Origin of the sequence: Agromyces sp. Root1464, assembly GCF_001427265.1 — a bacterium.
Classification (GTDB): Bacteria; Actinomycetota; Actinomycetes; order Actinomycetales; family Microbacteriaceae; genus Agromyces; species Agromyces fucosus.
In genome coordinates, this window is sequence record NZ_LMFU01000003.1 from 392,350 (window position 1) to 419,085 (window position 26,736).

The following is a 26,736-nucleotide window of genomic DNA, read 5'->3' on the forward strand; positions in this document are numbered from 1 at the left end:
CCTAGGCCATTTCCCAGACACTCCGCCGTGCCCCCGCGTTACGGTTGAACCAGACGCGACTGGGAGGTGGCGAAAGTGGCCGATCGGCAAGATGAGCCCGACGACCGGAGCCCCGAAGACGAGTTCCGCGAGATGCTCCGCGAGATGCTCTCGGGCGGCGGCGGCATCGATCCGTCGAGCCTCGCGGGCGCAGCAGGCCTGCCCAACGACCCGGCGAGCCTGGCGGCACTGTTCTCGCAATTGCAGCAGGCGATGAACAAGGCCGACGACGGCATCGACTGGGGCGTCGCGGTCAAGCAGGGCGAGGAGCGCGCCGCGAGCGGCCAGCTCCAGGTCGGCGACGACGAGCGGGCGCGGTTCGACCAGGCCTTCCAGGTCGCCTCGCTGTGGCTCGACGAGGCCGTCGACTTCGGCGCGCTGCCCACCACTCCCGAGCTCATGACGCGGCGCGCGTGGGTCGCCGCCACGATGCCGATCTGGTCCCAGCTGGCAGAGCCCGTCGCCCTCTCGATCTCCGACGCGCTCACGCGGGTCATGAGCGAGCAGGCTCCCGAAGAGATGCGCTCGATGATCGAGGGCGCGAGCCGCATGATGCGCGGCATCGGCGGAGCACTGTTCGCGATGCAGCTCGGGCAGGTCGTCGGCCAGCTCGCCACCGAGGTCGTCTCGGGCGGAGACATCGGCATCCCCCTCCTCGACGACGGCCGTGCCGCGATCCTGCCGCAGAACGCCGCGGAGTTCGGCAACGACCTCGACATCCCGACCGATCAGATCGAGCTCTACCTCGCCGTTCGCGAGCTGGCCCACGCGCGCCTCTTCCGGCACGCGCGCTGGCTGCGCCTCCACCTCATCACCGCCATCACGGCGTTCGCCCGCGGCATCGACATCGACACCGACCGGCTCGAAGAGCTCGCAGAGGGCTTCGACCCGTCGAACACCGAAGAGCTGCGCAACGCCGTCGTCAACGGTGCGCTGATCCGCGCGAAGAGCGAGTCGCAGCAGGCGGCGCTCGCACGTCTCGAGACGATGCTCGCGCTCGTCGAGGGCTGGGTCGACGCGGCGACCGCCGATGCCACGGCTCGACTGCCGAAGTCCGTCGCCATCGCCGAGACGATCCGTCGCCGCCGCGCTTCGGGCGGTCCGGCCGAGTCGGCCTTCGCGACCCTCGTCGGCCTCGAACTGCGGCCACGCCGCCTTCGCGAGGCGACCGCCATGTGGCGCGCGGTCACCGATGCGGTGGGCGTCGAGGCGCGCGACGCCCTCTGGTCGCATCCCGACCTGCTGCCGACCGCCGAAGACCTCGACGACCCCACGGGCCTCATCGCTCGCCTCACGGGCACCGAGACCACCGAGGCCGACGACGAGTTCGACCAGGCCCTCGAACAGCTGCTCCGCGGCGAGACGCCGGCGGCTCCCGGCGAAGACGGCGAAGAACCCCCGAGCTGAACGCGGGCTGAGCCGCCGCGCTGAATGACTCGCAGGCCGAGCCGCTCCCGCGCGCGCGAACCTGTGGAGGGATTCCGGGCGTCGGTGCGCGATTCCGGCATGCTCTCGGCATGTCCCCGCGCATCGACCCGATCCTGCCCATCTTGTGGCGCTCCCCCACCGAGTTGCAGTTCGGTGCCACGCCGCGCGTCGTGCTGCCCGATCCCGGCGCGTTCGAGACGGGGCTCATCTCGGCGCTCCGGCACGGCGCATCGACCTCGACCCTCCAGACCATCGGCACGGCCCTCGGCGGCACTCCCGACGACGTGCGGGCATTCCTCGAGCTGCTCGCCCCGGCGTTCGAAGCGGTGACGGATGCCGCGGCATCCGCTCGATCGCGCCGCGTCGCCGTGGACGCACCGCCCGAGATCGCCGACCGTCTCGCCGAGCACCTCACGATGCTCGGCTACGACCCGGTGCGCGCCGATGACGATGCGCTCGCGGCCGAGGACGTGGCGCTCGCGGTCATCGCCGCGACCTGGGTGGTCTCGCCCGCCCGGCACCTGCCGTGGCTGCGTGCCGACGTGCCGCACCTCGCGATCGTGTTCGACGACGAGGGCGCGCGCATCGGCCCGCTCATCGAGCCGGGCGACGGGCCGTGCCTGCGCTGCCTCGAGCTGGCGCGGCGCGACTCCGACCCCGCCTGGCCCGTGATCGCCGCCCAACTCGCCGGTCGTCCGGCAGCGAGCTGCACGCCGAGGGCCGTGCACGATGTCGCCGCACTCGTCGCCTCAGTCGTCGACGACCGACTCGCCTGGTCGCGGCACCCGCTGCGGGGCGCCTCGATCAGGCTCGGCCGACCGGGCGAGACCGCGACGCCGGCGCAGCACCCGTGGCACCCCGAGTGCGGGTGCCGAGCTCCTGCAGGAAGCGCGACGGCTCCCGTTCGCCTCGATACCCGCCGCCCTGACGCGGCCAGCTCAACTCGAGGCGCCGCCGTGCCCGCGTGATGCCGACGTACAGCAGTCGCCGTTCCTCGTCGATGGCGTCGAAGCTCTTCGCGTAGGCGATCGGGAGCATGCCCTCGGTCAGTCCGACGATGTAGACGTGGTCCCACTCGAGGCCCTTGGCCGAGTGCATGGTCGCCAGCGTCACGGCGGCGACGGTCGGCTCGTGCTGGGCCTCGGCCCGGGCGCGCAGCTCGTCGGCGAACGTCCGGAACGTCGTGCCGGGCGGCGCGTCGTCGACGAGCCTCGCGATCGCGTTCAACGACTCCCATCGGGCGCGCACCGCGCCCGGACCGTCGGGCGCCTGCGCGCTCCAGCCGAGGGCGCGCAGCACGTCGCTGACCGACTTGAAGAGCGGCTCGCCCGCCACGGTGAGCGCGGCGGCGCGCAGGGCGTGCACCGCTTCGCGCACCTCGGGCTGGTCGAAGAAGCGCGAGGCACCGCGCACGCGCGAGGCCACCCCGACCTCGTCGAGCGCCCGCTCGAGGATCGCGGTCTGCGAGTTCACGCGCATCAGCACCGCGATGGACTCGGGTGCGGCACCGGCGTCGATGCTCGCGCGGATGCGGGTCGCGACGCCTCGGGCCTCGGCGAGGTCGTCGGCGTACTCGGTGATCGAGGGCTCGCCGGTGTCCTTCAGGGAAGTCTGCGGCTTCGTCGCACCCGACGGCGTCGGGGTGGCGGCTGACGCCGGCGCCGCGGCATCCGTCTCGTCTGCATCGGTGACGGCCTCGAGCCGCAACGCGCCCGCACGACCTCGCATGAGCCGGTTCGCAGTGTCGACGATCTCGCTCGTCGAACGGTAGTTGCGCTCGAGCCGTACGACCGTGGCGCCCTCGTAGCGGCGCTCGAAGTCGAGCAGGTAGTCGGCGCTGGCGCCCGCGAACGAGTAGATGGTCTGGCTGGCGTCTCCGACGACGCAGAGATCGCGGCGACCGCCGAGCCAGAGGTCGAGCAGCTGCTGCTGCGCGGGCGAGACGTCCTGGTACTCGTCGACGATGAAGTGACGGTAGCTCTCGCGCACGTGCATGGCGACGGATGCCTCGGACTCGATCATTCCGGCCATGGCGAGCAGCACGTCTTCGAAGTCGAGCATGCGCCGTTCGTCCTTCAGCGACTCGTAGGCGTCGACGACCGCGAGGAACTGCTCTGCGGTGAGGTTGCCCGGCGCACCCCGCGTCGCGAGGCGAGTGGCGTAGCTCTCTGGCCCAGCCCCCGAGACCTTGCGCCACTCGATCTCGGCCGCGACGTCGCGCAGGGTCGCCGTGTCGACCCGCACCCGAGCACGCTCGGCCGCCTGGCCGAGCAGACGCCCCTTGAACTCGAGCACCCGGGGCGCACCGCCGCCGACGACGATCGGCCAGAAGTGGTTGAGCTGCGCGAGGGCCGCCGCGTGGAACGTGCGCGCCTGCACGGCACCCGCTCCGAGGGCCCTGAGCCGCGCCCGCAGCTCGGCGGCGGACCGCGAGGTGAAGGTCAGGGCCATCACCCGAGCCGGGTCGTAGGTCCCCGAGGCCACGCCGTACGCGATGCGGTGGGTGATCGCCCGGGTCTTGCCGGTGCCGGCGCCCGCGAGCACGCACACGGGCCCGAGCAACGCCTCGGCCGCGACCCGCTGCTCGTCGTCGAGCGCGTCGAGCAGGGGGTCCGACACGGTCACGACGTCGACCAAGCGAGCCCCGCCCCCTCGGCATCGAGCGGGGCACCGTACCAGCGCTCGAGCAGCCAGCGTGCGATCGAGATGCCTCCCGGCAGCCCGATCTCGGCCTGCGCGGCGACGATCTCGTCACGTGAGAACCAGCGGAGCTCGAGGATCTCCTCACCGTCGGGCACCGCCGACGAGGGCACCGCGCCCGCGGCGATGCGCGCCGTGAAGCCCAGCATGAGACTCGCCGGGAACGGCCACGGCTGCGAGGCGACGTACTCGACCCGGTCGACGAGGATGCCCGCCTCCTCCTCGATCTCGCGGACCACGGCTGCCTCGAGCGCCTCGCCGGGCTCGACGAAGCCCGCGAGCAGCGAGTAGCGGTTCTGCGCCCAGAGGGCGTTCGATCCGAGCAGCACGCGGTCGTCGTCATCGGTCACGAGCACGATGACGGCAGGATCGGTGCGCGGGAAGTGCAGGCTCTCGTCGACCGTGCACCGCCGGGCCCACCCGGCCTGCACGGGGGTCGTCTCGGCGCCGCAGCGCGGGCAGCGACCGTGGCGTTCGTGCCAGTTCGCGAGGGCGACGGCCTCGACGAGGAGGCTCGAATCGCGAACGCCCAGCACGGCCGCGGCATCGCGGAGTCCCTGCCACCTGGCCGATTCGGGCTCGATGGTCGCCGCGGCATCCTCATCGAAGACCCGCAGTTCGAAGCGGGAGCCGTCGGCCCGGCCGAGGTAGCAGCGCAGCACCGGCTCGGGAAGGGCGTGCGGGTGCGACAGCTGCAGCGCCGGCGCCGAACCGTCGATGCGCTCGGCCATCAGCGCCCGCCCCCGGTGCACGGCAACGACCTTCGTCTCGGGGTCGGCGTCGAGCACGGCCTCGAGCTCGCCATCCGCGCGCGACGCGGCATCCCGGTCGATCGTCGATTGCGCGAACACCGGCGATGTCGGTTCGATCACGTGCCACCCCTCGTTGCCCGGGTCGGAGTCGGAGTCGGCCGGAAGGCGTGGCGGTCGCCCGCAGTCGCGATTGCCTGCTTAAGCTGAATGCCATGGCCAGACCTCCTCTCACTCTAGCCGCGTTGGCCACGGCGGCGGTGCCCGGACTCGAGGTGCGAGCCGTGCGTGCGCACACCCGCAGGAGCCACGGCGCCTACGACGCGGTGCTGCTGCGCAGCACTGACGACCGCATGCTCGTGCTGCGCGTGCCCCGCTCGCAGGCCGCCGAGTCCGAGCAGTCGGCCGATCTCGTGGCACTCCGCGCACTCACCCCCGGCATCCGCTCGCGCCTGCCGTTCGCCCTGCCCGAGGTCGTCGGCCAGGCGCCCATCGACGGCACCCGCGCCGTCGTCACGACCTTCGTTCCCGGCGCCGCGCGCTCCGCCGACGAGCTCACCGAGCACGACGGCATCGCCACCTCGGTCGGCCTCGCCCTCGCCGCGGTGCACGCGCTGCCGACGGGCTTCATCGCCGACGCGGGCCTGCCCCGCCAGACCGCCGACGAATCGCACGACGCCGTCGTCGAGCTGATCGACCGTGCCGCCGACACCGGACACCTGCCCGCCGCGCTGCTCCGGCGCTGGGAGGAGGCGACCGACGACGCCGCACTGTGGCGGTTCCGCCCGACCGTCGTCAACGGCGCGCTCGCAGCCGACTCGCTCCTCGTCGACGGCGACACCGTCACCGGCCTGATCGGCTGGTCGGCGCTCGCGCAGGGCGACCCCGCGCGCGATCTGCACTGGCTGCTCACCTCGCGCGGTGCTGCCGCCGAGCGGGCACTCGACGCCTACTTCGGTGCCCGCGCCGGTGAGGCCGATTCCCACCTGCCGCAGCGAGCGCTGCTCTACGGCGAGCTCGAGCTCGCGAAGTGGCTGCTGCACGGCGTCGAGGTGCGCGACGACGCCATCATCGCCGACGCGGTCGGACTCCTCGACGGGCTCGTCGAGAGCGTGCACGACCGCTCGAGCGAACCGCTCTCCCCCGAGACCGGACCCATTCTCACCGTGGGCGACGTCGAGCGCATGCTCGACGAGACGCCACGCGACGGCCTGTCGCGGGAAGCCGGCGGCAGCCTGCTCACCGACAGCTACGACTTCTCCGATCTCGAGCGCCGTGAGGCGGGCGAACGCGACGCGGCGCCGTTCGACGCGACCGCGCCCATTCCGCTCGACCTCTCGGACTGGGGCGACGCGTCACCGTCAGTTGAAGAGCCGGCCGAGCCGGCAGATCCGGCCGGCCCGGCAGATCCGGCCGACGATCGGCGGGCGGGTCAGCGCGGCGACGGCACCGGCTCGGATGCCGCGACCGACGCCCAGGCACGCCGCAACGCCGCCTCGTCGTAGATGGCATCGGGCCTGATGACCTGGTCGTCTTCGACGAAGTAGAAGACCGCGTCGATCGCCTCGGGTTCGACGCCGGCCCAGTTCGCGTAGGCGAGCCGGTAGAGGGCGAGCTGCGTCTGCTTCAGTTCGAGATCGTGTGCGTCGCGCGGTGCCTTGCCCGTCTTCCAGTCGACGACCTGATGACGGATGCCTCGCCGACCGATTTCGCTCGACGGCTCGACGTCGAACACGGCATCGAGCTTGCAGACGAAGACGTTGTCGCCGATCGGCAGGTGCAACTCGATCTCGACGGCGGAGGGCTTGCGACCACCCCACTCCGACGCCTCGAACGTGGCCTGCAGCGTTCGCAGCCGCTCGGCGGTCGGGTCGGCCACCCGTTCGCCCGGCGGGATGTCGAGTTCGGCGTACGCCTCGAGCCCGTCGAGGGCATCGATGGCGGCGGCCTCGAGCTCGCCCGTCGAGCGCTGCTCGACCCACTGGTGGAACAGCGTGCCGATACGGGTCGCCCGGTACGGCCGCTGGGGCATCGGCCGGCGCAACTGCGCGGCGACGGCGGCGGGATCGTCGACGTAGTCCTTGAATCGAGAGGCGGGCACGCGCACGGGCACCTCGGCGGTCGCCGGCCCCTCGGCGCGACGTCGACGCTCTTCGAGGAGCAGCCGGATGCGATCGGCGAGCACGGGACCGATGCCCTCTCCGCTCGGGCGGGCAGCGGCAGCCCGCACGGCCTCGGCGGCGGCGACGACCGCGTGGTGGCGCACGCCGAGCGGGTCGAGCGGCCAGCGGACGCGCTCGGTCGAGCCGGCGCGCGGGTTCTCGTCGTGTTCGGGCGCGCCGGGCAGCACGCCGGCATCGATCACCCCGGCCGTCACGAGCTCGCGCAGGAACGGGCTCGGCTTGCGGGGCGCCTTCTGGCTCGCCCACCACGACCCGGTCAACAGGAGGTCGCTGCGCGTGCGGGTGAGCGCGACGTAGGCGAGGCGGCGCTCCTCTTCGGCATGTCGCTGCTTGTTCTCTTCAGCGAAGTCGCCGACCGCGCGGTCGAAGTCGGCTTGGCTCGCCGCGCCTCGCCACTGCAGTTCGGGCAGCTCGTCGGCGTCGCCCTTGAACTCGTTGGGCAGCTCGCCGAACGAGAGCCACCCCTTCGACGAGCGCGGCTTCGAGGGCAGTTCGTCGTCGACCATGCGGGGAATGGCGACGACGTCCCATTCGAGACCCTTCGATCCATGGATCGAGAGCACCTGCACCGCGCCCGGCTCGGGCTCGTCTTGACGCGGCGCGAGGCGGTCGCGCTGCTCGGCCTCGGTGAGCCAGCCGAGGAAGGCGCCGAGGGTGGCGTGCTCCGATACCTCGGCGAATCCCGCGAGCAGCTCGTCGAACGCCTCGAGGCTCGGCGCCCCGAGGGGTTGCGAGGAGTTCGCGGCGACCTCGATGTCGAGCAGGAGCTCCTGCTGCACGAGGCTGACGAAGTCGACGAGGCCGAGCCCGGCCCGGCGACGCAGCGACTGCAGCTGCGATCCGGCTCGCCGCATGCGGGCGAGACCAATCTCGCTGAACGCGGCGAGCGCCGAGTGCGAATCGGGTGCGACGAGCAGGAAGTCGAGGGCGTCGACGATGGAGGGCGACTCGTCGGGGGCGATCGAGGCGCGGAGACCGGCACGCACCTCGTCACCGAGTCGCCTCGTCGAGAGGTCGCGATCGGCGAGCCATTTCGCGAGCGAGTGCAGCGCGGCGAGATCGGCCGGCCCGATGCGCCAACGAGCGCCGCCGAGCACCCGCACGAGCTCGGAGCCGGCGGTCGGGTCGTTCAGCACCCGCAGCACGCACACGAGGTCGGCGATCACGGGCTGGTCGAGGAGGCCCGCCATGCCGAGCACGTGCACGGGCACGCCCCGCGCACGGAGCGCGGCGGTGAAGATGCCGACGTTCGCGAAGGTACGGCAGAGCAGCGCACCGCTCCGGGCACCCGATTCGGCTGTCACGCCCCGCCCTGCACGACCGAGGCGCTCGGCGAACCACGAGGCCACGAGGTCGGCCTCCTCTTCGATCGTCTCGGCCCAGGCGGCCTCGAGCCGGCCGGGCTGGGCGAAGGGTGACGCCCCGAGCGGGGCCTTCGGAATGCCCGCGTCGAGCGGCAGGATCAGCGTGTTCGCGCCCTCGAGCACGATCTTCGGATTGCGCCAGCTCGTCGAGAGGTCGTAGACGGCCGCGTCGCCCCCGGGCGCGAAGTCGCGGCCGAAACGTGCGAGGTTCGCTGCACTCGCGCCGCGCCATCCGTAGATCGACTGGTCGGGGTCGCCGACCGCCATGACCGACTGTGCGCCGAACAGGGCCGAGAGCAGGCGCGTCTGCACGACGCTCGTGTCTTGGTACTCGTCGAGCAGCACGGTGCGGTAGCGCTCGCGGTGAGCGGCGACGACCTCGGGGTGGCGCTCGCAGATCGCGAGGGCGAGGGCGACCTGGTCGGAGAACTCGACGAAGCCCTGCTGCTGCTTCGCCTCGGCGTACGCGTCGGCGAGTTCGAGCAGCGGCGGCAGCGCCCCCACGATGCCGAGGGCGTCGACGAACGACGCGAAGTCGGTGCGCTTGCGCGGCGCCTCGATCGGCAGCCCCTCCATGGCGAGGAAGTCGCGGGTCATCGCACGCACGTCGCGACTGTTGGCGACGTTCTCGGCGAGCGCGCGACTGAGTGACAGCACCGCGCCGGTGACCTTGTCGAGCGAGGCGTCGAGCTCGACGAGCCGCGGGTCGGCCGAGGCCGCCACGACCGATCGTGCGAGCTGCCAGGCGGATGCCTCGCCGAGCACCGCCGCATCGGGCTCGCGCCCGATGAGCATCGCGTGCTCGCGGTAGATGGCGCTCGCGAAGGCGTTGTAGGTGCCGACCGACGCCGACTCGAGCGGGTCGAGCGAGACGTCGGCGATGCCGAGCGAGACGAGCTGGGCGATGCGCTCGCGGATGCGCTCCGCGAGCTCGCCCGCCGCCTTGCGGGTGAACGTGAGCCCGAGCACCTCGGGCACGGCGACATGGCCATTCGCGAGCAGCCACACGACGCGGTTGGCCATGGTCTCGGTCTTGCCGCTGCCGGCGCCCGCGACGACGATGCTCTGGCCGCGCGGGTCGGCCTCGATCACCGCTCGCTGCTCGGCCGTCGGCGCATGCAGGCCGAGCCGCGTGGCGATGTCGGCGGCGGCGATGCCGCCCGCCGCGGTGCCACCCGCGGCGACGACACCCGCGGCGAGACCGCCCGCCGCCGTCATGCCGACACCGCCGGAACGAGGTGCACGCGATACTGCCAGCCATTGAACCTCGAGCGGTACCCGAGTTCGGCCGGCCCCTCGAACTCGCTGCCCGACATCGTGCGGGCGACGTCGCCGAGGCGCTCGCGGAACTCCGCCTCGGCGTCGTCGTCGAAGGGCTGCTGGGCCCGCTCGGTGAAGGCGTTGCCGCGCGTCGGCTTGGCGAGGTAGACGAGCTTGGCACCGCCGAGCGTGCCGCTGTTCGGCACCTCGCCGGCCCGTGCGGCCAGCTGGTACGCGGCGAGCTGCGGGTGCGCGGCCGTCTCGGCAGCCGACGGCGGCGTGCGACCCGTCTTCAGGTCGACGATGACCGTGGTGCCGTCGGCCGAGGCCTCGACGCGGTCGATCGTGCCCGAGATGCGCACCCGGTCGACGATGAGCGTGAAGCGCCCCTCTGCGCCGAGCAGCACCTTTCCGTCATCGACGAAGTTCGCGAGGTAGTCGGATGCGCCTTCGGCCATGCGCCGCGCACCGCGGCGTTCGCGCTCGGCCACCCAGCCCGCCTCGAACCGCAGTTCGCGCCAGCGCTCTTCGACCGCAGCCCACAGCGTCTCGATGCTCGTGTCGCCGTCGTCGCGGGCGCCGGCCTCTTCGACGACGGCGTGCACGATCGTGCCGATCGAGGCGGCCAGCCCCGACGGCGGCGAGGCCACGTGGTCGATGAACCAGCCGAGCGGAGACTCCTCTGCGCGGTCGATCTGCGACGGCGAGACCGAGACGAGCGCCTCGGGATCGCCTTCGAGGTCAACGAGCGGTGCCGTGGTCGACGGCTCGGAGAGTCCGTACCACTCGTCGGGGTGGGCGCCGGGTACGCCCTGCTCGGCGAGCAGCGCGAGCGCGGCGGGGGCCTCACCGCCGCCCGAGCTCGTCGCCTCTTCGCGCAGGGCGCCGACGAGTCCGCGCAGGTGCAGCGGCCGACGACGGGAGGTCTTGATGCGCTCGCTCGCGTAGCCCATGAGCATCGACGGCTGCTCGTCGTCGTTGGCCGTGCAGCTCAGCACGAGCTGCCGGCTCGCCCGCGACGCCGCGAGCACGAAGAGCCGCAGCTCGTCGCCGCGTACGGAGGCACGGGCCTCGGCGACCGTCTCGGGCGCGGGAAGCGGCGCACCGGCGCGGGCCGCGGCGACGACGCGCGGCAGCAGGGCGGCATGCAGCAGGGTGCCGCGCGGTCGGAGGTTCGGCCAGACGCCGTCTTGCAGTCCCGCGATCACGACGACCTCGAACTCCCGGCCGATGACGGCGGGCGGCGTGGTCACGACGACGGTCTCGGCCGAGCGCTGCGGCGCGAGCGAGTCTTCGGGAAGCTCGCTCGCGAGCACCTCGTCGACGAATCGCACGGGCGGCGCGTCGGGCTCGCGTTCGACGAAGCGCTGTGCGGCGGCGAAGAGGGCCACCGCAGCATCGAGCGCTCGGTTGGCTTCTTCGGCCAGCACGCCCGTGCCTGCGGCCTGCGCGGCCCACTCCGTCGCGAGACCGCTGCCCTCCCAGATCGACCAGAGCACCTCTTCGATCGTGCCGCCGCGCAGCGCGACGCCTCGCGCCGTCGCGAGCAGCTTCGCGAGTCGTGCGGCACGTCGTGCGGGCGCGGCGTCGATCGTCTCGAATCCGCCTGGCGCGCCGAGCGCCTCGACGAGCAGTTCATCGGCCGTGCGCGAGCCTTCATTCGCAAGCTCTTCGTGCCGCAGGGCGAGGCGGAGCCGGCGGAGGCCCACGCTGTCGAGCCGGCCGATCGGCCCGGTCAGCACCGTCACCGCGAGCTCGGGCGTGAGCGGCTCCCGGTCGAGCACGAGCGAGGCCGCGGCGAGCAGCGCTGCGGCGGCAGGGGCGTCGCGCAGCGCGGTGCGCGCGGCGTTGCCGGCGGTGGGCACGTCGGCGAGCGCGAGACCCCGCTCGAAGGCGGGCACGTCGCCACCCGAGCGCAGCACGACGGCCATCGACGACCACGGCACGCCGTCGAGCAGGTGGCGCTCGCGCAGCACGGCAGCGACCGCCTGGCATTCGGCGGCATGCGAGGGCGCCTCGATGCCGAGCACGGCGGCGAGCGGATCGATCTCGGCGTCGGCCGGCGTCTCACGCCCCGCCGAGCGGTGCGTGCCGCCGAGTGCGGTGCCGATGTGGCTGCTCACCGATTGCACGATCGAGCGCAGCTCGGGTCGACCCCGGTGCACGACCGGCAGCTCCACGCGCTGCACGGCCACGCCCCCACCGGACCCCCCGGCACCGAGCACCGAGCCGAGCGAACCGAGCAGCTCGGCGCGACCGCCGCGGAATCCGTTGGAGGCGACATCTGGGTCGCCGAGCGCGATCACCGCGGCGCCGCGGGCCGCGAACGCCCCGAGCAGCGCGGCCGTCGACTCGGTCGCCTCCTGCGCGTCGTCGACGACGATGAGCCGCACGCGCGCGAGCAGGCCGAGCGCCGCCTCTGCCGAGGCATCCGTCGTGCTGCGGCGCACGATCGCGGCCGCGAACGCGCCGAGTTCGGAGGAGTCGTACTGGTTGGGTCGCAACTGTGCCTTGACCTCGTCGTACTCCTCGAGGAACGCCGCGGCCGCGACCCACTCGGGGCGACCGGTGCGCTCGCCGAGCTCGGCGAGCGCGGGCCCGTCGACCCCGTGCTCGACGGCCCGCATGAGGAGGTCGCGGAGCTCCGAACGGAAGCCGCGCAGCACGCGCACCTCGGGCGTCAGCGGCTCGGGCCAGACGGGCCCGAACCCGTCGCGGATGCCGCCCTCGAGCAGCTCGCCGATGATCTGGTCGTGCTCGGCACCCGTGAGCAGCGTCACCGGGGCACCCGTGAACGCGCGCACCAGCTGGAAGGCGAGCGAGTTCGCCGTGCGGGCGAGCGGCCCCCGCGTGGTGACCCCCAGGCGCACCGCGAGCCGGTCGCGCAGCGCGGTCGCCGCGACACGCGTCGCCGAGAGCACGAGCACCTCGTCGGTGGCGTGGCCGAGACGCTCGATGCGGTCGGCCACGAGCTCGATCGCGAAGGTCGTCTTGCCGCTGCCGGGGGCCCCGAAGACCGCCACGTTCCCGTCTGCCGCGAGCCTCGAAACGGGGGTGTCGGATGTCGCGGAGACCTGCATGTCGGCAACGCTAACGGGTTCCGCCGACAGTGAACCTGCACCGGCCCCGCGAGCCGGTGTCGTAGGGTTGGCGCAAGAGCAGAAAGGCGTACCGTGGACGTTCGCATCGGCATTCAGAACTCCCCCCGTGAACTCGGTTTCGAGACCTCGCAGTCAGCTGCGGAGGTCGAGCAGGCGGTCGCCGCGGCCCTCGCCGGCCAGTCGCCGCTGCTGACCCTCACCGACGACAAGGGCACCCGCTACGTCGTGCCCTCGGCCGCACTCGCGTACGTCGAGATCGGTTCAGAGGAGTCGCGCCGCGTCGGATTCGTCGCCTGACATGGAGCTCATCTTCGTCGTCGTCGGCGGCGCCATCCTCGGCCTCGCCACGCAGTTCGTGGTGCCGCTCCGGCACCTCCGCGGCGTGGCCGTGGGCTCGGCGATCGGCGCCGGCGTCGCCGCCGTCGTGTGGGTCGCGTTGACCTGGCTCGGCTGGCCATGGGACGGCGGATGGATCTGGGTCGCTGCCCTCGTGGCCTCGGCACTCGTGCCGGCCGCGGTGCTGTACGTCATCTCGCCGCGCCGCGAGCGAGCGGATGCCGTGCTCTTCGAGCGCCTCTCCCGTCCGGGAGTCGTTCGCGCCTGACGCGAACCGGGGCACTGCGCTGGTCGGGCATGCGCCCGAGCGCGCGCAGGTGGTGGTTCGGCGCCCACTCAGAGGATGAGTCGCTGCACGCTCAGGCCGTGAGGCCGAGCGCGTCCATGCGCCGCGTGTGCGCCGCGATGAGCTCGGTGAAGACCGGCTCGACATCGGCACCGCGATCACGCGAGTCCGACGCGCGCAGCGCGGATCGCGCGATGAGCAGCGTGTCGCCGACGAGGCTGCGCCCCCAGAGGGCCAGTCGGTCGGCGAGACCGGGCTCGGCCTCGGCCTCGATCGCGGCGAACAGCTCGTCGTGCAGCACGCCCGCCGACGCCTCGTCTTCCGCGAGGATGGCGCGCACCCGCGTCGCGAGTTCGCCGGGCAGGCCTTCGGCGAGCCTGGAGAAGTAGTCGTCGAGCATGCCCGACGTCACGTGGATGCCGAGCAGCAGCTCGTACCAGTCGGCGCCCGCGCTGGCCTGGCGGAATCGCTCGGCCGCAGGCGCGAACGGCGCCATCACCTCGACCGGCTCGGCTCCGAGCCGTCGGAGCTCGGCGATCAGGGCGTGGTGCTGACGCAGCGCGCCGCCGGCGGCGCGACTGAGCCCCTCTTTCGCCGAGAGCGTGGGGGCCGTCGCGACGGAACGCGCGAGCGACTCGAAGAACTCGAGCTGGATGTACGCGGCCTGGCCGAGGAACGGCACGGGCTCGGGCACGAGCTCGGTGAAGTCCACCTTCGCGAGGTCGGTCGGAGCGACGCGCGGGCGCAGGCGAGGCAACTCGGGGCGCGCGATGCGCCGATTCGACCAGAAGACCACGCAGACAGCTTACCGACGCGTGCCGCCGGACTCGGCTCCGGACGGCGACGAAGGCAGCTTCCGAGGCGTTCAGGGAGTCTCGGATAGGGTAGAGGGTGCATGCGGGCGATGGATCCGCAGCCGTGCGCCTGGAGTTGAGAACGGGGCGCGCATCCGACCGCCACCTCGAGCAACACGAACAGGCAGACTTTTGACCACATTCACCGACCTCGGCATCGCGTCCGACATCGTCGACGCCCTCGCCGGGAAGGGCATCATCGATGCCTTCCCCATCCAGGAACAGACCATCCCCCTCGCCCTCGCGGGCCAGGACATCATCGGCCAGGCCAAGACCGGCACGGGCAAGACCTTCGGGTTCGGCCTCCCGATCATCCAGCGCCTCGGCGACGACCCCGAGGGCGGCGTCAAGGCGCTCGTCGTGGTGCCGACCCGCGAACTCTGCGTGCAGGTCACCGAAGACCTCGAGCTCGCGACATCCAATCGCCCGACCAAGATCGTGTCGATCTACGGCGGCAAGGCCTACGAAGGTCAGATCGAGCAGCTGAAGGCCGGCGCGCAGATCGTCGTCGGCACCCCCGGCCGCCTCCTCGACCTCGCCTCGCAGCGACTCCTCTCCCTGAAGAACGTTCAGGAGATGGTGCTCGACGAGGCCGACAAGATGCTCGACCTCGGCTTCCTCGCCGACATCGAGAAGCTCATGGCGCAGACGCCCGCGACCCGCCACACGATGCTGTTCTCGGCGACCATGCCGGGCCCGATCGTGGCACTCGCGCGCCGCTTCATGGTGCGCCCCATCCACATCCGCGCGACCGACCCCGACGAGGGCCTCACGCAGGCGAACATCAAGCACCTCGTCTACCGGGCCCATTCGCTCGACAAAGACGAGGTCATCTCGCGCATCCTGCAGGCCGAGGGTCGCGGCAAGACCGTCATCTTCACGCGCACGAAGCGTGCGGCGGCCAAGCTCGTCGAGGAGCTCAACGACCGTGGCTTCAACGCCGCCGCCGTGCACGGCGACCTGAACCAAGACCAGCGCGAGCGCGCCATGGCCGCGTTCAAGGCCGGCAAGAAAGACGTGCTCATCGCCACGGATGTCGCGGCGCGCGGCATCGACGTCGACGACGTGACGCACGTCATCAACCACACCATCCCCGACGACGACAAGGCGTACCTGCACCGCGTCGGCCGCACCGGCCGCGCGGGCAAGACCGGCATCGCCGTGACGTTCGTCGACTGGGACGACCTGCACAAGTGGGCGCTCATCAACCGCGCCCTCGAGTTCGGCCAGCCCGAGCCGACCGAGACCTACTCGTCGAGCCCGCACCTCTTCAGCGACCTCGACATCCCCGCCGGCACCAAGGGCCGCCTGAAGCCGTCGTCCGCGGTCGCCGCTCCGACGCGCTCCGCCACGGCCGGTCGCAGCGAGGGCCGCTCCGGCGGTCGTTCGGAGGGTCGTTCTGGCGGCCGTTCCGAGGGCGGTTCCGAGCGAGCGGATGCCGGCGCTGAGCGCGCCCCCCGCACCCGCAGCCGCAACCGCACGCGCGGCGGCAAGCCGGCCGGCGAGACCGCGGGCGTCGCCCCCGAGTCCGCACCGACCGAGGCTGTCGCAGCATCCGCTGCTCACACTGCCCCTGCCGAGGCCGTGGCAGTCAAGGAGCCCGGTACGGGCACGCACGACGGCAAGGGCCACGAGCACCACGACGGCAACGCCGCTCCCCCGCGTCGCCGCCGCCGCCGCGGCCCGCGCACCGGGGGCACCACGCCCCAGGCGTAACCCCGGCAGTCACGTTTCAGCGCCCGCTCGGCTTCGGCCGGGCGGGCGCTGTGCGTTGCCGCTGTGCGTTGCCGCTGTGCGTTGCCGCTGTGCGTTGCCGCTCCGGAAGGTTCAGGACACCGAAGCAGAGGTCGGCGATTCGGTTCGCACGCGGTCGTCGTCGGGCGCGCTCTGCTCGCTCGAAGCGGTCGCGGTCGGCTGATACCTCAACGCCCACGCGGCCAGTGCGACGGCGAGGAGGATCGTGATCACCGCGAGCGGCACGTGCAGGGCGGGCAGCGAACGGAACCCGGCGAACGCCAGCAGCGACATGAGCGCGAGCAATCCGGTCGTCGCCCAGATCGGCCACATCGGAGCCTTCCCGAGGCGTCTCGCGAGGATCGCGGCGACGATGCTCACGATCAAGGCGATGCCTGCGACCGTCGCCATCTCGCGATGCCATCCGAATGCCGACGACTGCCCGCCCATGAACAGGCCGGCGAGCACCGCCTGGCCGAACATGAGCAGGGCGGTGACCGTCAGTGAGATCCGCAGGAACCGCATCGGCCACCGGCGCGGTTCGCGGGCCGTTTCGTTGATGGAGGACATGATCGGAGCCTACTGAATAGATCCAAATGGATCAATTGCATTTGGATCGAATTTGAGAGAATCGAGCCATGAGCGATGACAGCGGGCAGGTCTCGATCGAGGTGGGGCTGCTGCTCCACCAGGTCTACTCACTGGCGACGCAACGACTGAACGACGCGTTGCGTCCGATGAAACTCACCAGCCGCCACGTCACGGTGATGTTCCTGATCCGAGATGGCGTGCAGACCCAGCGCGACCTCGTCGCGCGTCTGAACACCGACAAGACCGGCATGGTGCGTGTGGTCGACGACCTCGAACGGCTCGGCTACGTCACCCGAACGCCATCGACGCTCGACCGCCGGGTGACGATCCTCGCCCTCACGAACGACGGAGAAGACGCCCTCCGAACTGCGCAGCGGCACACCAAGCGCGTCTCGGCAGAGCTGTTCCACGCGGTGAGCTCCGACGAACTCGGCACGCTGAAGTCGATCCTGCAGCGCACGCTCGCGCCATGATCGGCGTCTTGCTCCGCGGCGAGTGATCGGCTAAGGCAGCACCGGCGTCGACCCCCGACCCTCGGCGATGATCGCCTCGACGACATCGGGAGCTGTACGGCACTCGCCGAGCCGGTTCGGCTTGCCGGTGCCGTGATAGTCGCTGGAGCCCGTGATGCGCAGGCCGAAGCGTGCGGCGAGCGCCCGCAATCGGGGCTTCGCGTCCTCGCGGTTCTCGGGGTGGTCGATCTCGAGCCCGAAGAGGCCGGCCTCGACGAGCTGTTCGAGGCGCGCAGGCGGGATGACCCGCTCGGCGCCGCGGGTGCCGGGGTGCGCGAGCACGGGCACCCCTCCTGCCGCGCGGATGAGCCGCACGCCGGTGAGCGGATCGGGCGCGTAGTGCGGCTGCGCGTAGCCCGCACGCGGGTGCAGGATGCCGTCGAACGCCGCCGATCGCGTGGAGGCGTGGCCGCGGGCGACGAGCGCGTCGGCGATGTGCGGGCGCCCGATCGTCGTGCCCTCGACGGTCTGTGCGAGCACGTCGTCCCAGGTGAGCGCGTAGTCGCGTCCGATGCTGCGCACGATCGCCTCTGCCCGGGTGAACCGGGACTCGCGGATGTGCGCAGTCTCGGCGATGAGCGCCTCGTCGAGCGGATCGATCAGGTACGCGAGCATGTGCACGCTCGTGTAGCCCTCGCGGGTCGAGAGCTCCATGCCGGGGATGAGCGCGACACCCGTCTCGGACACGGCGGCGGCGGCTTCGGCCCATCCGCTCGTCGAGTCGTGGTCGGTGAGTGCGACGCCCCAGAGCCCGGCGCGCGCCGCCTGCCGCATGAGTTCGGCGGGAGCCTCGGTGCCGTCGGAGACCGTCGAGTGCGTGTGCAGGTCGGCTTCGCCTGCCGCGCCCCGGTCGTGGGCGCGATTCACGAACCCTCCCCCGCGAGCATCCGCATGAGCAGCGCGATCATGAGGTCCTTCTCCTTCGGATCGCTCATCGCGACCATGAGGGTGATCGCGGCGAGAGCGTTGTTCGTGATGCGCGGTCGCCCGAGGTCGTCGGCGAGCACGCCGTTGTGTGCAAGGAAGTGTACGAAGAGCGCGGCCGCGCTGCGCTTGTTGCCGTCGGAGAGGGGGTGGTCTTTCACGACGAGGTAGAGCAGGTTCGCCGCCTTGTCTTGAACCGTCGGGTACAGGTCTCGGCCGGCGAATCCGTGGTACACGGTTGCGACGATGCCACGCAGCGCGTCGCCACGCTCGCGGCCGAAGAGATGGTCATCGGGAAACTCCGCGCGCACATGGTCGATGACCGCCCGAGGGTCGGAATAGCTCAACGTCCAGGTCGGCGCATCACCGGCTGGCGGAACGATCGTGCCGTCGTCGTAATCCCTGAGCGTCTGGAGACCCGGTAGGTAACCCGAGAGCACGTCCGCGACGCCTGACACGAGCTCATCGGTCGAGCGCGCGAGCACACGTACGATTCGACCAATCTGCGTGAGCCGCTGCTCATTCAGTGCAACACCCTCGAGCACGTACCGGCGGAGCACCTGTGTGGCCCACTGTCGAAAGCGGACGCCCTCGGCTGACTTGACCCGATACCCGACCGAGATCACGACGTCGAGGTCGTAGTGGGCGACCAGATATGTCTTGCCATCGCTCGCAGTTGTTGCAAATTCTGCAACAACTGCCTCGCGCTCGAGTTCTCCGTCGGCGAAGAGGTTTCGGAGATGGCGGGAGATCGTCGACTTGTCACGGCCGAAGAGCTCGGAGATCTGGTCGGCAGAGAGCCACACGCTCTCGGCGTCGGTGCGCACGCCGAGTGTGATCGCGCCATCTGCAGACTGGTATAGCTCGATCTGACTCTGAATCGGATCGGTCATCCAGTCGCTCCCTTTCGGTCTTCGACGATCGCGCAATGGCACTCGCGTTCGGAATCCCGACGCCGACTCTCAGGCTATCGGCGACAGCCGACACGCGCTGCGCCTCGTATGCGGAACAGATACGAGTACGTCGAGCCACCTCACCGGCGACTCCCAGCGGCTCGACCAGCATCCGCTCGACTTGCTCGCCTAGGGTTGGTGGAATGCTCCCCCGCATCCTCGGCTGGGCCATCGTGCTCGGCACCGCCGCCATTGCGCTCGTGCTCGTGTGGCCGCAGGCATTCGGCCTGCAGAACCAGTGGGTGGCTGCACACGTCGTCGCGCTGAGGGGCACCGCGGCCGCAGGCGGCTTCCTCGCCGTGGTCCTCTTCCTGCTGCTCGCCCTCGTGCGGCCGATCCGGGCCTTCGCGTTCGCGATGGCGGCCGTCTTCGCACTCTTCGCCGCGGGCAACGTGGCAGTGCTGACGGCGCGCGGGTTCGGGGCATCCGCCGCCGAGTCCGGTCCCGACACCGTGACCGTGCTCTCGTGGAACACGCTCGGCGAGGTGCCCGAGGCGTCGACGATCGCCGATCTCGCGATCGAGCGCGGTGCCGACATCGTCGTGCTGCCCGAGACCACCGAGCCGCTCGGCGAGGAGGTCGCGATCGCGATGCGCGAGGGCGGCAGCCCGATGTGGGTGCACACCGCCGCCTACGACGACATCGCGAAGGCACGGTCGACGACGATCCTGATCAGCCCCGACCTCGGCGACTACGACGTGATCACGCCCGAGGTCCCGGGCCCGCCCGGCAACACGAACACCGTGCCGAGCGTGGTGGCCGACCCGTCCGACGGCGACGGCCCGCGCATCGTCGCCGTGCACGCCGTGGCACCCATCCGGTGGGAGCTGCGCAACTGGCGCAGCGACCTCGACTGGCTCGCCGAGCAGTGCGCCGGCGACGACGTGATCATGGCGGGCGACTTCAACGCGACGGTCGATCACTTCGCCGGTCACGGCATCGAGGGCGGCGACATGGGCCAGTGCACGGATGCCGCGGCGCAGGCCGGTGCCGCAGGCCTCGGCACCTGGCCGACCGACGTGCCGCCGTTCTTCGGCAGCCCGATCGACCATGTGATGGCAACGCCGAACTGGAGCGTCGAGGCGTTCGAGGTGCTCGAGGGCTACGACGACGCGGGCAGCGATCACCGGCCCATCGTGTCCACGCTCGTCGCGGCTGGCTGAGCCGCCGAGAGCCTGATCCGACCATCAGCCGACGGTGCGAGAATGGTCGCATGGCCAACACCAGCGACACTTCCACGACCGAGACGACGTCGTCCGTCACGACCGCGAGCGAGGAGGGCGGCCGCAACGCGAACCGCTCGACGACGCCCGGCTCCGAGGGCTTCAAGAACTTCATCGGCACCGGCTGGGCCGAGCGCGACGAGACCCTCCCGCAGGCGCGTGAGCAGGCCTCCTTCGCCGCCGCCCGCCGTGCGAAGGTCTCGGCGGCGTTCACGGGCCAGCGACTCATCGTGCCCGCGGGCGACATGAAGCAGCGCGCCAACGACACCGACTACCCGTTCCGCGCGCACTCGGCGTTCGCGCACCTGACCGGCTGGGGCTCCGACTCCGAGCCCGGGGCCGTGCTCGTCTTCGAGCCGACCACCGGCGGCCACGAGGCCACCGTCTACTTCCGCGAGCGCGCCGGCCGCGACTCCGAGGAGTTCTACGCGAACCCCGCCATCGGCGAGTTCTGGATCGGCGCGCGCCCCTCGCTCGCGCACGTCGCCGCCAACCTCGACGTGGCGACCCGCGGCCTCGAGGAGTTCGACCGGGTCATCGACGCCGTCGACACGGCGACCCTCGTGCTGCGCGAGGCCGATGCATCCGTCACCGAGCGCGTCGACCACGCCCGCATCCGCTTCGCGGCCGAGCAGGCGCTGTCGACGAACGCCACCGACGCCCCGTTCTCGCTCGAGGTCGGCGGCTCGCACGAGCCCGACGCCGAGCTCGCCCGCGTGCTCTCCGAGCTCCGCCTCGTGAAGGACGCGTTCGAGATCGCCGAGATGCGAGCCGCGATCGATGCCACGCAGCGCGGCTTCACCGAGGTCATCGGCGAGCTGCCCCGCATCACCGCCGAGGTTCGCGGCGAGCGCGTCATCGAGGGCGTCTTCGCGACGCGCGCCCGGCTCGACGGCAACGACGTCGGCTACGACTCGATCGCCGCCGCCGGCCCGCACGCGACGATCCTGCACTGGACCCGCAACGACGGCCCCGTCGTGCCCGGCGACCTCGTGCTGCTCGACGCCGGCGTCGAGATGGACTCCTACTACACCGCCGACATCACCCGCACGTTCCCGGTGAACGGCACGTTCTCCGAGGTGCAGCGCAAGATCTACGAGGCCGTGCGCGAGGCTGCCGATGCCGCGTTCGCGATCGTGCGGCCCGGCATCGTCTTCCGCGAGGTGCACGCCGCGGCGATGCAGGTCATCGCGCGCAAGACCGCCGAGTGGGGGTTCCTCCCGGTCTCGGCTGAGGAGTCGCTCGAGCCCGAGAACCAGTTCCACCGCCGCTACATGGTGCACGGCACGAGCCACCACCTCGGCCTCGACGTGCACGACTGCGCGCAGGCGCGACGCGAGATGTATCTCGACGGCGTGCTCGAGGCGGGCATGGTCTTCACGATCGAGCCCGGCCTGTACTTCCAGCCAGACGACCTCACGGTGCCCGTGGAGTTCCGCGGCATCGGCGTGCGCATCGAAGACGACATCCTCGTCACGGCCGACGGCGCCGAGAACCTCTCCGCCGGCATCCCCCGCACGGCCGACGAGGTCGAGGCGTGGGTGCGCGGCGGCGTTCGGTAGCGAGCGGTGACAGCATCAGGGCGTTCCCGGAATCGATCGCGCCCGCCCGTCCGCTAGATTCCGGGAATGACCCGGATGCAATCGATCACGGCCGCCGTCCTCGCAGTGGTGACGATCCCCCTCGTCCTGACCGCCTGCGTGACGGGCGCGTCGGGCGCTCCCGACGAGCACACGGCCTCGCCCACCGCCACGGTCGAGGCCGAGCCGACGCCGTCGCCGTCACCCGAGCCGGCGGCGCCCATCGAGGTCGACCCCGCGCTCTACACGGACCAGTCCGTCTCCGGCGTCGTGTTCGGTGTCGGTACGGGAGACGTGAACTGTCAGATCAGGGACGCCTGGGATGACCCCGCCGTTCCCAGGTGGGGATGCGCAGTGCACGTCATCCCGACCTGGCAGTGGGAGGACACGGAGTTCGCGGAGTTCTGCGAGCCGCTCGAATCAGCAGAGGTCGGTTGTCGTGGCGGCCTCGTCGTGCGCGGTGAGGAGGCTCCGACTCCCCGGCGGAACACCGACGCCGACTTCGGCGGGATGCAGGCCTCGCACGTTCTCGCTGCCGGCGAGCGCATCACCGTGGGCGACGTGTCGTGCGAGCCGGTCGGCGACGCCATGCGCTGCGAAGACGCGTCGAGCGGTCACGGCTTCACGCTGTCGGTTGCCGCCATCGACGCCTGGTAGCCGTCAGTCGCCGACGACCGGGCGAGCGGCCCGGCGCGCCTGCCACCAGGCCCAGAAGTGGGCGAGCTGACGCTTGACGAACGCGGCGACCCGCTTCGCCCACGCGAACTCGGTGCCGAGGATCGCGAGGCCGAGGAAGACGATGAGCCAGCCCGGGCCCGGCAGCGGTACGAGCAGCAGTCCCACGGTCGCGATCAGACCGCCGAGCACGGCGACCGCCACGCGAAAGGCGCGGCGCAGGCCCGGCCTGCGTTCGATGCGGCGGCGGATGGCGCGGAGCATCCGCATGATCGGTCGATCGGGTCGTTCACCCTCGGCGATCTCGCTCGCGAGCTCGTCCTGCGTCACCATGCAGTCACGATATATCGCGAGTCTGAGAAGTCACCTCGACCTCGAAAGGAACGTGGTGCGCCGAGCTCAGCGCTCTGAGGCGGGCGGCTCGGCGGCCGTCGACGCCTCGGCGCCGTCACCGTCAGCCTGGGGCGCAGCGGATGCCGCGTCGCCGGCTTCGGCCGTCGGCGCGAGCTCCCCGTAGCGCGGGCGAACAGGCGCCTGCGCACCCCGGGCCGCCTCGGCGGCGGCGCGCTTCGCGGCATCCGTCGCCTCGCCGTAGCTGAGCGGTCGCCCGCCGTTCTCGACCGGCAGGTTCGCGGCCGGGCGCTCGGGTGCCGGCGCGTCGACGCCGAGCACGCTGCGCGCACGGTCGACGTGCGCGCTCTCGGCGATGATGGCGTACCGGGTCGCGAGCACCTGCCCGACCGAGGTGAAGTCGCGGCGGCGCCGGTTCAACGAGTACGAGACGACGCTGAAGATCATGCCGAACCCGGCTCCGATGAGCACCGCGGAGATGAGGATGCCCACCGAGGCGCCGGTCGGCGCGAAGATGAAGAACAGCAGGCCGAGGAAGGTGCCGAACCAGGCGCCCGACAGGGCGCCGGCGCCGGCGGCGCGGCCCCACGTGAGCCTGCCGGTGATGCGCTCGACGCTCGTGAGGTCGGTGCCCACGATCGCGAGCTCCTTCACGGGGAACTCAGCCTTGGCGAGGGCGTCGACCGCGGCCTGCGCTTCGGCGTAGGTCTCGAAGCTCGCCACCGTCTCGCCCTTGGGCAGGATCGGGTAGGCACGGCCGACTCGGCCACCGAACGGGGATTGAGTGCTCACCCGGCCATTCTCCCACGACGCGCACGTCCGAGGCCGGGAAGCGGGCCGCGCACGAGGCATCCGGGACTAAGTTGGTAGGCGTGAGCGCCACGAGAGTCTTCGTCGCCCGACTCGCCGGGTGCGCCGTCTTCGACCCCGCCGGTGATCGGGTCGGCAAGGTGCGCGACGTCCTCGTCGTGTACCGCAAGAGCGACCCTCCGCGCGTCGTCGGCCTCATCGTCGAGATCCCCGGCAAGCGCCGCGTCTTCCTCTCGATCGGCCGCGTGACCTCGATCGGCGGCGGCCAGATCATCACGACGGGTCTCATCAACCTCCGCCGTTTCGAGCAGCGCGGCGGCGAGGTGCGCGTCATCGCCGAGATGCTCGGTCGCAAGGTCGCTTTCATCGACGGTTCGGGTACGGCCTCGATCGAAGACGTCGCGATCGAGGAACTCGAGCCCGGCGAGTGGCAGGTCGACCAGCTCTTCGTGCGCCGGCCCAAGGGCGCTTCCCCGTTCTCGAAGGGCCAGTCGGCGTACGTCACCTGGCGCGAGGTGCGCGAGGTGAACCCTCCGGGTGAGGCGCAGTCCGCCGAGCACCTCATCGCGTCGTACTCCGAACTGAAGCCCGCCGACCTCGCGAACACGCTCCTCGACCTGCCGGCCCAGCGCCGCCAAGAGGTCGCCGAAGAGCTCTCCGACGACCGCCTGGCCGATGTGCTCGAAGAGATGCCCGAGTCCGACCAGGTGGTGATCCTCGCCGGTCTCGGCGACGACCGCGCCGCCGATGTGCTCGACCACATGCAGCCCGACGACGCCGCCGACCTCATCGCGCAGCTCCCCGAGGGCCGCGGCGAGCACCTGCTCGAGCTCATGGAGCCCGAAGAGGCCGACGACGTGCGCTTCCTGCTCTCGTACGGGCCCGACACCGCCGGCGGCCTCATGACCCCCGAGCCGATCATCGTCTCGGCCGATGCCACGGTCGCCGAGGGTCTCGCGCTCATCCGTCGGCACGACCTGCCGCCCGCCCTCGGTGCGGCGGTCTGCGTGACGCTGCCGCCGTACGAGCCGCCGACCGGGCGATTCCTCGGCATCGTGCACTTCCAGCGCATGTTGCGCTACCCGCCGCACGAGCGGCTCGGCACGCTCATCGACCAGGGCCTCGAACCCGTGCGCGCCGACACGTCGGCCGCCGAGGTCAGCCGCATCCTCGCGAGCTACGACCTCGTCTCGGTGCCGGTCGTCGACGAGAAGCATCGACTCGTCGGGGTGGTGACGATTGACGACGTGCTCGACTACCTCCTGCCCGATGACTGGCGAAGTCATCCCGAAGATACCGAGGTGGGGCGCCGCGCAGCCGCGCGAGCCCAGCTGACGACGGGGAGTATCCCCATCTCGAACGGAAGGAGGGCAGGAGATGGCACGCGCTGACGCAGACGACCGGCGGTTCGACACCCCGAAGGGCACGCGCCGCGCCCCGTCCTTCCGGGGCTCGGGCGACAGCGACCGATTCGGTCGCTTCACCGAGCTGGTGGCCCGCGGCATGGGCACGCCCGGATTCCTGCTGGCCCTCTCGGTGTTCGCGATCGGCTGGATGGTCTGGAACACGTTCGCACCCGAGCAGTGGCGCTTCGACTCGATCGCGATCGGCTTCACGGCCCTCACGCTCGTGCTCTCGCTGCAGGCGTCGTACGCCGCGCCCCTCATCCTGCTCGCGCAGAACCGTCAAGACGACCGCGACCGCGTGCAGATCGAGCAGGATCGCCAGCGCGCCGAGCGCAACCTGGCCGACACCGAGTACCTCGCCCGCGAGGTCGTGGCGCTGCGCCTCGCGATGAAAGACCTCGCGTCGCGCGAGTTCATCCGCTCGGAGCTGCGCTCGATCATCGAGGAGCTCGACCGACGCGACGAGGAGGACGCGGAGCATGCCGGCCGCTGACCCCGCCGCGGTCGACCCGGCCGCCCTCGAGACCGCCGTTCGCGCGGCGCTCACGGGCGTCATCGACCCCGAGATCCGAAAGCCCATCACCGAGCTCGACATGGTCGACCGCGTCGTCGTCGGCGACGACGGCCGCGTCGAGGTCGGCATCCGCCTGACGATCGTCGGATGCCCCGCCTCCGACCGCATCGAACGTGACGTGCGGCAGGCGGCCGAGACGGTCGTCGGCGCCGGCAACGCCGAGGTCGTGCTCGGCGTCATGACGCCCGAGCAGCGTGCTGCGCTCACCGAACGCCTCCGCGGCGGCAAGGCGGCGCGCGGCAACCCCTTCGGCCCGGGCAGCCTCACCCGGGTGATCGCGGTCACGAGTGGCAAGGGCGGCGTCGGCAAATCGACGATCACCGCGAACCTGGCCGTCGCGCTCGCCGCCCGCGGCCTGTCGGTCGGGCTCGTCGACGCCGACGTGCACGGCTTCTCGATCCCGGGGCTCCTCGGACTCGTCGACGCGTCGGGGCTCGCTGCCCGGCCCACCCGGGTCGACGACATGATCCTCCCGCCCGTCGCGCACGGCGTGAAGGTCATCTCGATCGGCATGTTCGTCGAACCAAGCGAAGCGGGCGGGCGCGCGTCATCCGTCGCCGTCGCGTGGCGCGGACCGATGCTGCACCGCACGCTCTCGCAGTTCCTCACCGACGTGTACTTCGGCGACCTCGACGTGCTGCTCGTCGACCTGCCGCCCGGCACGGGCGACGTCGCGATCTCGCTCGGGCAACTGCTGCCGAACGCCGAGGTCGTCGTCGTGACGACCCCGCAGCCCGCGGCGGCCGACGTCGCCGAGCGCTCGGGCGTCGTGGCGCGCCAGACCGGCCAGAAGATCGTGGGCGTCGTCGAGAACATGGCCGGCTTCGCGCAGCCCGGCGGCGAGATCTTCGACCTCTTCGGCGCTGGCGGCGGCGAGATCGTCGCCGAGCGACTCTCAGCGGGTCAGCCCGCACCCGTGCCGCTGCTCGCGAGCGTGCCGCTCAGCGTCGCCCTCCGTCGCGGCGGCGACGACGGCATGCCGGTCGTGCTCGCGGAGCCCGACGATCCCGCTGCCCGTGCGATCGAGCAGGTCGCGGCGCAGCTCGCCGCCGTGCCCCGCTCGCTGGCGGGTCGACGACTCGACGTGACGGTCCGGTGAGCGG

General features: G+C 71.6%; 22 protein-coding genes. 12 read left to right on the forward strand and 10 right to left on the reverse strand.

Going from position 1 to position 26,736, the window contains the following annotated elements:
• Window positions 1–75: 75 nt before the first annotated feature.
• Window positions 76–1,446 carry a zinc-dependent metalloprotease gene (locus ASD23_RS17420; protein WP_056014408.1) on the forward strand — a complete coding sequence of 457 codons (1,371 nt, stop codon included), beginning with the start codon at window positions 76–78 and terminating at the stop codon, window positions 1,444–1,446.
• 825 nt (window positions 1,447–2,271) lie between these two features.
• Here the strand turns inward: ASD23_RS17420 and ASD23_RS17425 are convergent.
• Together ASD23_RS17425 and nudC are read right to left on the reverse strand one after the other, a co-directional pair.
• The gene (locus tag ASD23_RS17425) at window positions 2,272–4,086 is read right to left on the reverse strand and encodes an ATP-dependent helicase (RefSeq protein ID WP_056014997.1); all 1,815 of its coding nucleotides are present in this window, start codon (window positions 4,084–4,086) and stop codon (window positions 2,272–2,274) included.
• A 2-nt stretch (window positions 4,087–4,088) separates the two neighbouring features.
• Window positions 4,089–5,039 carry an NAD(+) diphosphatase gene (gene nudC, locus ASD23_RS17430; protein ID WP_056014411.1) on the reverse strand — a complete coding sequence of 317 codons (951 nt, stop codon included), beginning with the start codon at window positions 5,037–5,039 and terminating at the stop codon, window positions 4,089–4,091.
• Between the two features lie 92 nt (window positions 5,040–5,131).
• Between nudC and ASD23_RS17435 the strand changes: the two genes are divergently transcribed.
• Entirely contained in the window at window positions 5,132–6,421 is a 1,290-nt protein-coding gene (locus tag ASD23_RS17435; protein ID WP_200941752.1) for a phosphotransferase, read from the forward strand.
• Here the strand turns inward: ASD23_RS17435 and ASD23_RS17440 are convergent.
• Both ASD23_RS17440 and ASD23_RS17445 read right to left on the reverse strand, forming a co-directional pair.
• On the reverse strand, window positions 6,349–9,681 hold the full coding sequence (locus tag ASD23_RS17440) for an ATP-dependent DNA helicase (RefSeq protein ID WP_082571628.1): 3,333 nt from the start codon (window positions 9,679–9,681) through the stop codon (window positions 6,349–6,351). The two genes, ASD23_RS17435 and ASD23_RS17440, sit on opposite strands and share 73 nt — an antisense overlap.
• Complete coding sequence (locus tag ASD23_RS17445; protein ID WP_082571629.1) at window positions 9,678–12,803, reverse strand: UrvD/REP family ATP-dependent DNA helicase; 3,126 nt, start codon at window positions 12,801–12,803, stop codon at window positions 9,678–9,680. The genes ASD23_RS17440 and ASD23_RS17445 overlap by 4 nt, the downstream gene beginning before the upstream one ends.
• A gap of 93 nt (window positions 12,804–12,896) precedes the next feature.
• On the opposite strand from ASD23_RS17445, the gene ASD23_RS17450 reads away from it, so the two are divergent.
• Both ASD23_RS17450 and ASD23_RS17455 read left to right on the forward strand, forming a co-directional pair.
• Window positions 12,897–13,121, forward strand: coding sequence for a DUF3107 domain-containing protein (locus tag ASD23_RS17450; RefSeq protein ID WP_056014418.1), 225 nt, complete (start codon window positions 12,897–12,899; stop codon window positions 13,119–13,121).
• A gap of 1 nt (window position 13,122) precedes the next feature.
• Window positions 13,123–13,428 (forward strand): hypothetical protein, encoded by a 306-nt coding sequence (locus ASD23_RS17455; protein WP_056014421.1) that lies wholly within the window; start codon window positions 13,123–13,125, stop codon window positions 13,426–13,428.
• A 91-nt stretch (window positions 13,429–13,519) separates the two neighbouring features.
• On the opposite strand, the gene ASD23_RS17460 is transcribed toward ASD23_RS17455, so the two are convergent.
• Window positions 13,520–14,242 carry a ferritin-like fold-containing protein gene (locus ASD23_RS17460; RefSeq protein ID WP_056014424.1) on the reverse strand — a complete coding sequence of 241 codons (723 nt, stop codon included), beginning with the start codon at window positions 14,240–14,242 and terminating at the stop codon, window positions 13,520–13,522.
• Window positions 14,243–14,432: 190 nt separating this feature from the next.
• Between ASD23_RS17460 and ASD23_RS17465 the strand changes: the two genes are divergently transcribed.
• On the forward strand, window positions 14,433–16,016 hold the full coding sequence (locus ASD23_RS17465; protein ID WP_056014428.1) for a DEAD/DEAH box helicase: 1,584 nt from the start codon (window positions 14,433–14,435) through the stop codon (window positions 16,014–16,016).
• A 111-nt stretch (window positions 16,017–16,127) separates the two neighbouring features.
• Here the strand turns inward: ASD23_RS17465 and ASD23_RS17470 are convergent, their stop codons facing one another.
• On the reverse strand, window positions 16,128–16,604 hold the full coding sequence (locus ASD23_RS17470) for a hypothetical protein (RefSeq protein WP_157377153.1): 477 nt from the start codon (window positions 16,602–16,604) through the stop codon (window positions 16,128–16,130).
• Window positions 16,605–16,672: 68 nt separating this feature from the next.
• On the opposite strand from ASD23_RS17470, the gene ASD23_RS17475 reads away from it, so the two are divergent.
• The gene (locus ASD23_RS17475; RefSeq protein WP_056014434.1) at window positions 16,673–17,098 is read left to right on the forward strand and encodes a MarR family winged helix-turn-helix transcriptional regulator; all 426 of its coding nucleotides are present in this window, start codon (window positions 16,673–16,675) and stop codon (window positions 17,096–17,098) included.
• A 30-nt stretch (window positions 17,099–17,128) separates the two neighbouring features.
• Here ASD23_RS17475 and ASD23_RS17480 read toward each other — a convergent pair whose 3' ends face one another.
• Complete coding sequence (locus tag ASD23_RS17480) at window positions 17,129–18,004, reverse strand: PHP domain-containing protein (protein ID WP_056014437.1); 876 nt, start codon at window positions 18,002–18,004, stop codon at window positions 17,129–17,131.
• Window positions 18,001–18,954: a RhuM family protein gene (gene rhuM / locus ASD23_RS17485; RefSeq protein WP_056014440.1), complete on the reverse strand. Its 954-nt coding sequence runs from the start codon at window positions 18,952–18,954 to the stop codon at window positions 18,001–18,003. The genes ASD23_RS17480 and rhuM overlap by 4 nt, the downstream gene beginning before the upstream one ends.
• Window positions 18,955–19,157: 203 nt before the next feature.
• Between rhuM and ASD23_RS17490 the strand changes: the two genes are divergently transcribed.
• The 3 genes from ASD23_RS17490 to ASD23_RS17500 all read left to right on the forward strand — a co-directional run bounded on the left by ASD23_RS17490 (window position 19,158) and on the right by ASD23_RS17500 (window position 22,474).
• The gene (locus tag ASD23_RS17490) at window positions 19,158–20,177 is read left to right on the forward strand and encodes an endonuclease/exonuclease/phosphatase family protein (RefSeq protein ID WP_056014443.1); all 1,020 of its coding nucleotides are present in this window, start codon (window positions 19,158–19,160) and stop codon (window positions 20,175–20,177) included.
• 50 nt (window positions 20,178–20,227) lie between these two features.
• Window positions 20,228–21,799 (forward strand): aminopeptidase P family protein, encoded by a 1,572-nt coding sequence (locus tag ASD23_RS17495; RefSeq protein ID WP_082571630.1) that lies wholly within the window; start codon window positions 20,228–20,230, stop codon window positions 21,797–21,799.
• Window positions 21,800–21,865: 66 nt separating this feature from the next.
• Window positions 21,866–22,474: a hypothetical protein gene (locus ASD23_RS17500; RefSeq protein WP_056014446.1), complete on the forward strand. Its 609-nt coding sequence runs from the start codon at window positions 21,866–21,868 to the stop codon at window positions 22,472–22,474.
• 3 nt (window positions 22,475–22,477) lie between these two features.
• Here the strand turns inward: ASD23_RS17500 and ASD23_RS17505 are convergent, their stop codons facing one another.
• A complete protein-coding gene (locus tag ASD23_RS17505; RefSeq protein ID WP_082571631.1) occupies window positions 22,478–22,825 on the reverse strand; it encodes a TIGR02611 family protein in 348 nt (115 codons plus the stop codon).
• Between the two features lie 66 nt (window positions 22,826–22,891).
• On the reverse strand, window positions 22,892–23,635 hold the full coding sequence (locus ASD23_RS19140; protein ID WP_200941753.1) for a general stress protein: 744 nt from the start codon (window positions 23,633–23,635) through the stop codon (window positions 22,892–22,894).
• An 80-nt stretch (window positions 23,636–23,715) separates the two neighbouring features.
• Here ASD23_RS19140 and ASD23_RS17515 point away from each other — a divergent pair, with 80 nt between their 5' ends.
• Genes ASD23_RS17515 through ASD23_RS17525 form a run of 3 tightly spaced genes read left to right on the forward strand, consistent with a single transcriptional unit; the run spans window position 23,716 to window position 26,732 of the window.
• Window positions 23,716–25,044: a magnesium transporter MgtE N-terminal domain-containing protein gene (locus tag ASD23_RS17515; RefSeq protein ID WP_056014448.1), complete on the forward strand. Its 1,329-nt coding sequence runs from the start codon at window positions 23,716–23,718 to the stop codon at window positions 25,042–25,044.
• Window positions 25,031–25,552, forward strand: a complete 522-nt coding sequence (locus tag ASD23_RS17520; RefSeq protein ID WP_056014451.1) for a DUF1003 domain-containing protein — start codon at window positions 25,031–25,033, stop codon at window positions 25,550–25,552. Before ASD23_RS17515 ends, ASD23_RS17520 begins: the two co-directional genes overlap by 14 nt.
• Complete coding sequence (locus tag ASD23_RS17525) at window positions 25,539–26,732, forward strand: Mrp/NBP35 family ATP-binding protein (protein WP_056014454.1); 1,194 nt, start codon at window positions 25,539–25,541, stop codon at window positions 26,730–26,732. Before ASD23_RS17520 ends, ASD23_RS17525 begins: the two co-directional genes overlap by 14 nt.
• The last annotated feature ends 4 nt before the right edge of the window (window positions 26,733–26,736 follow it).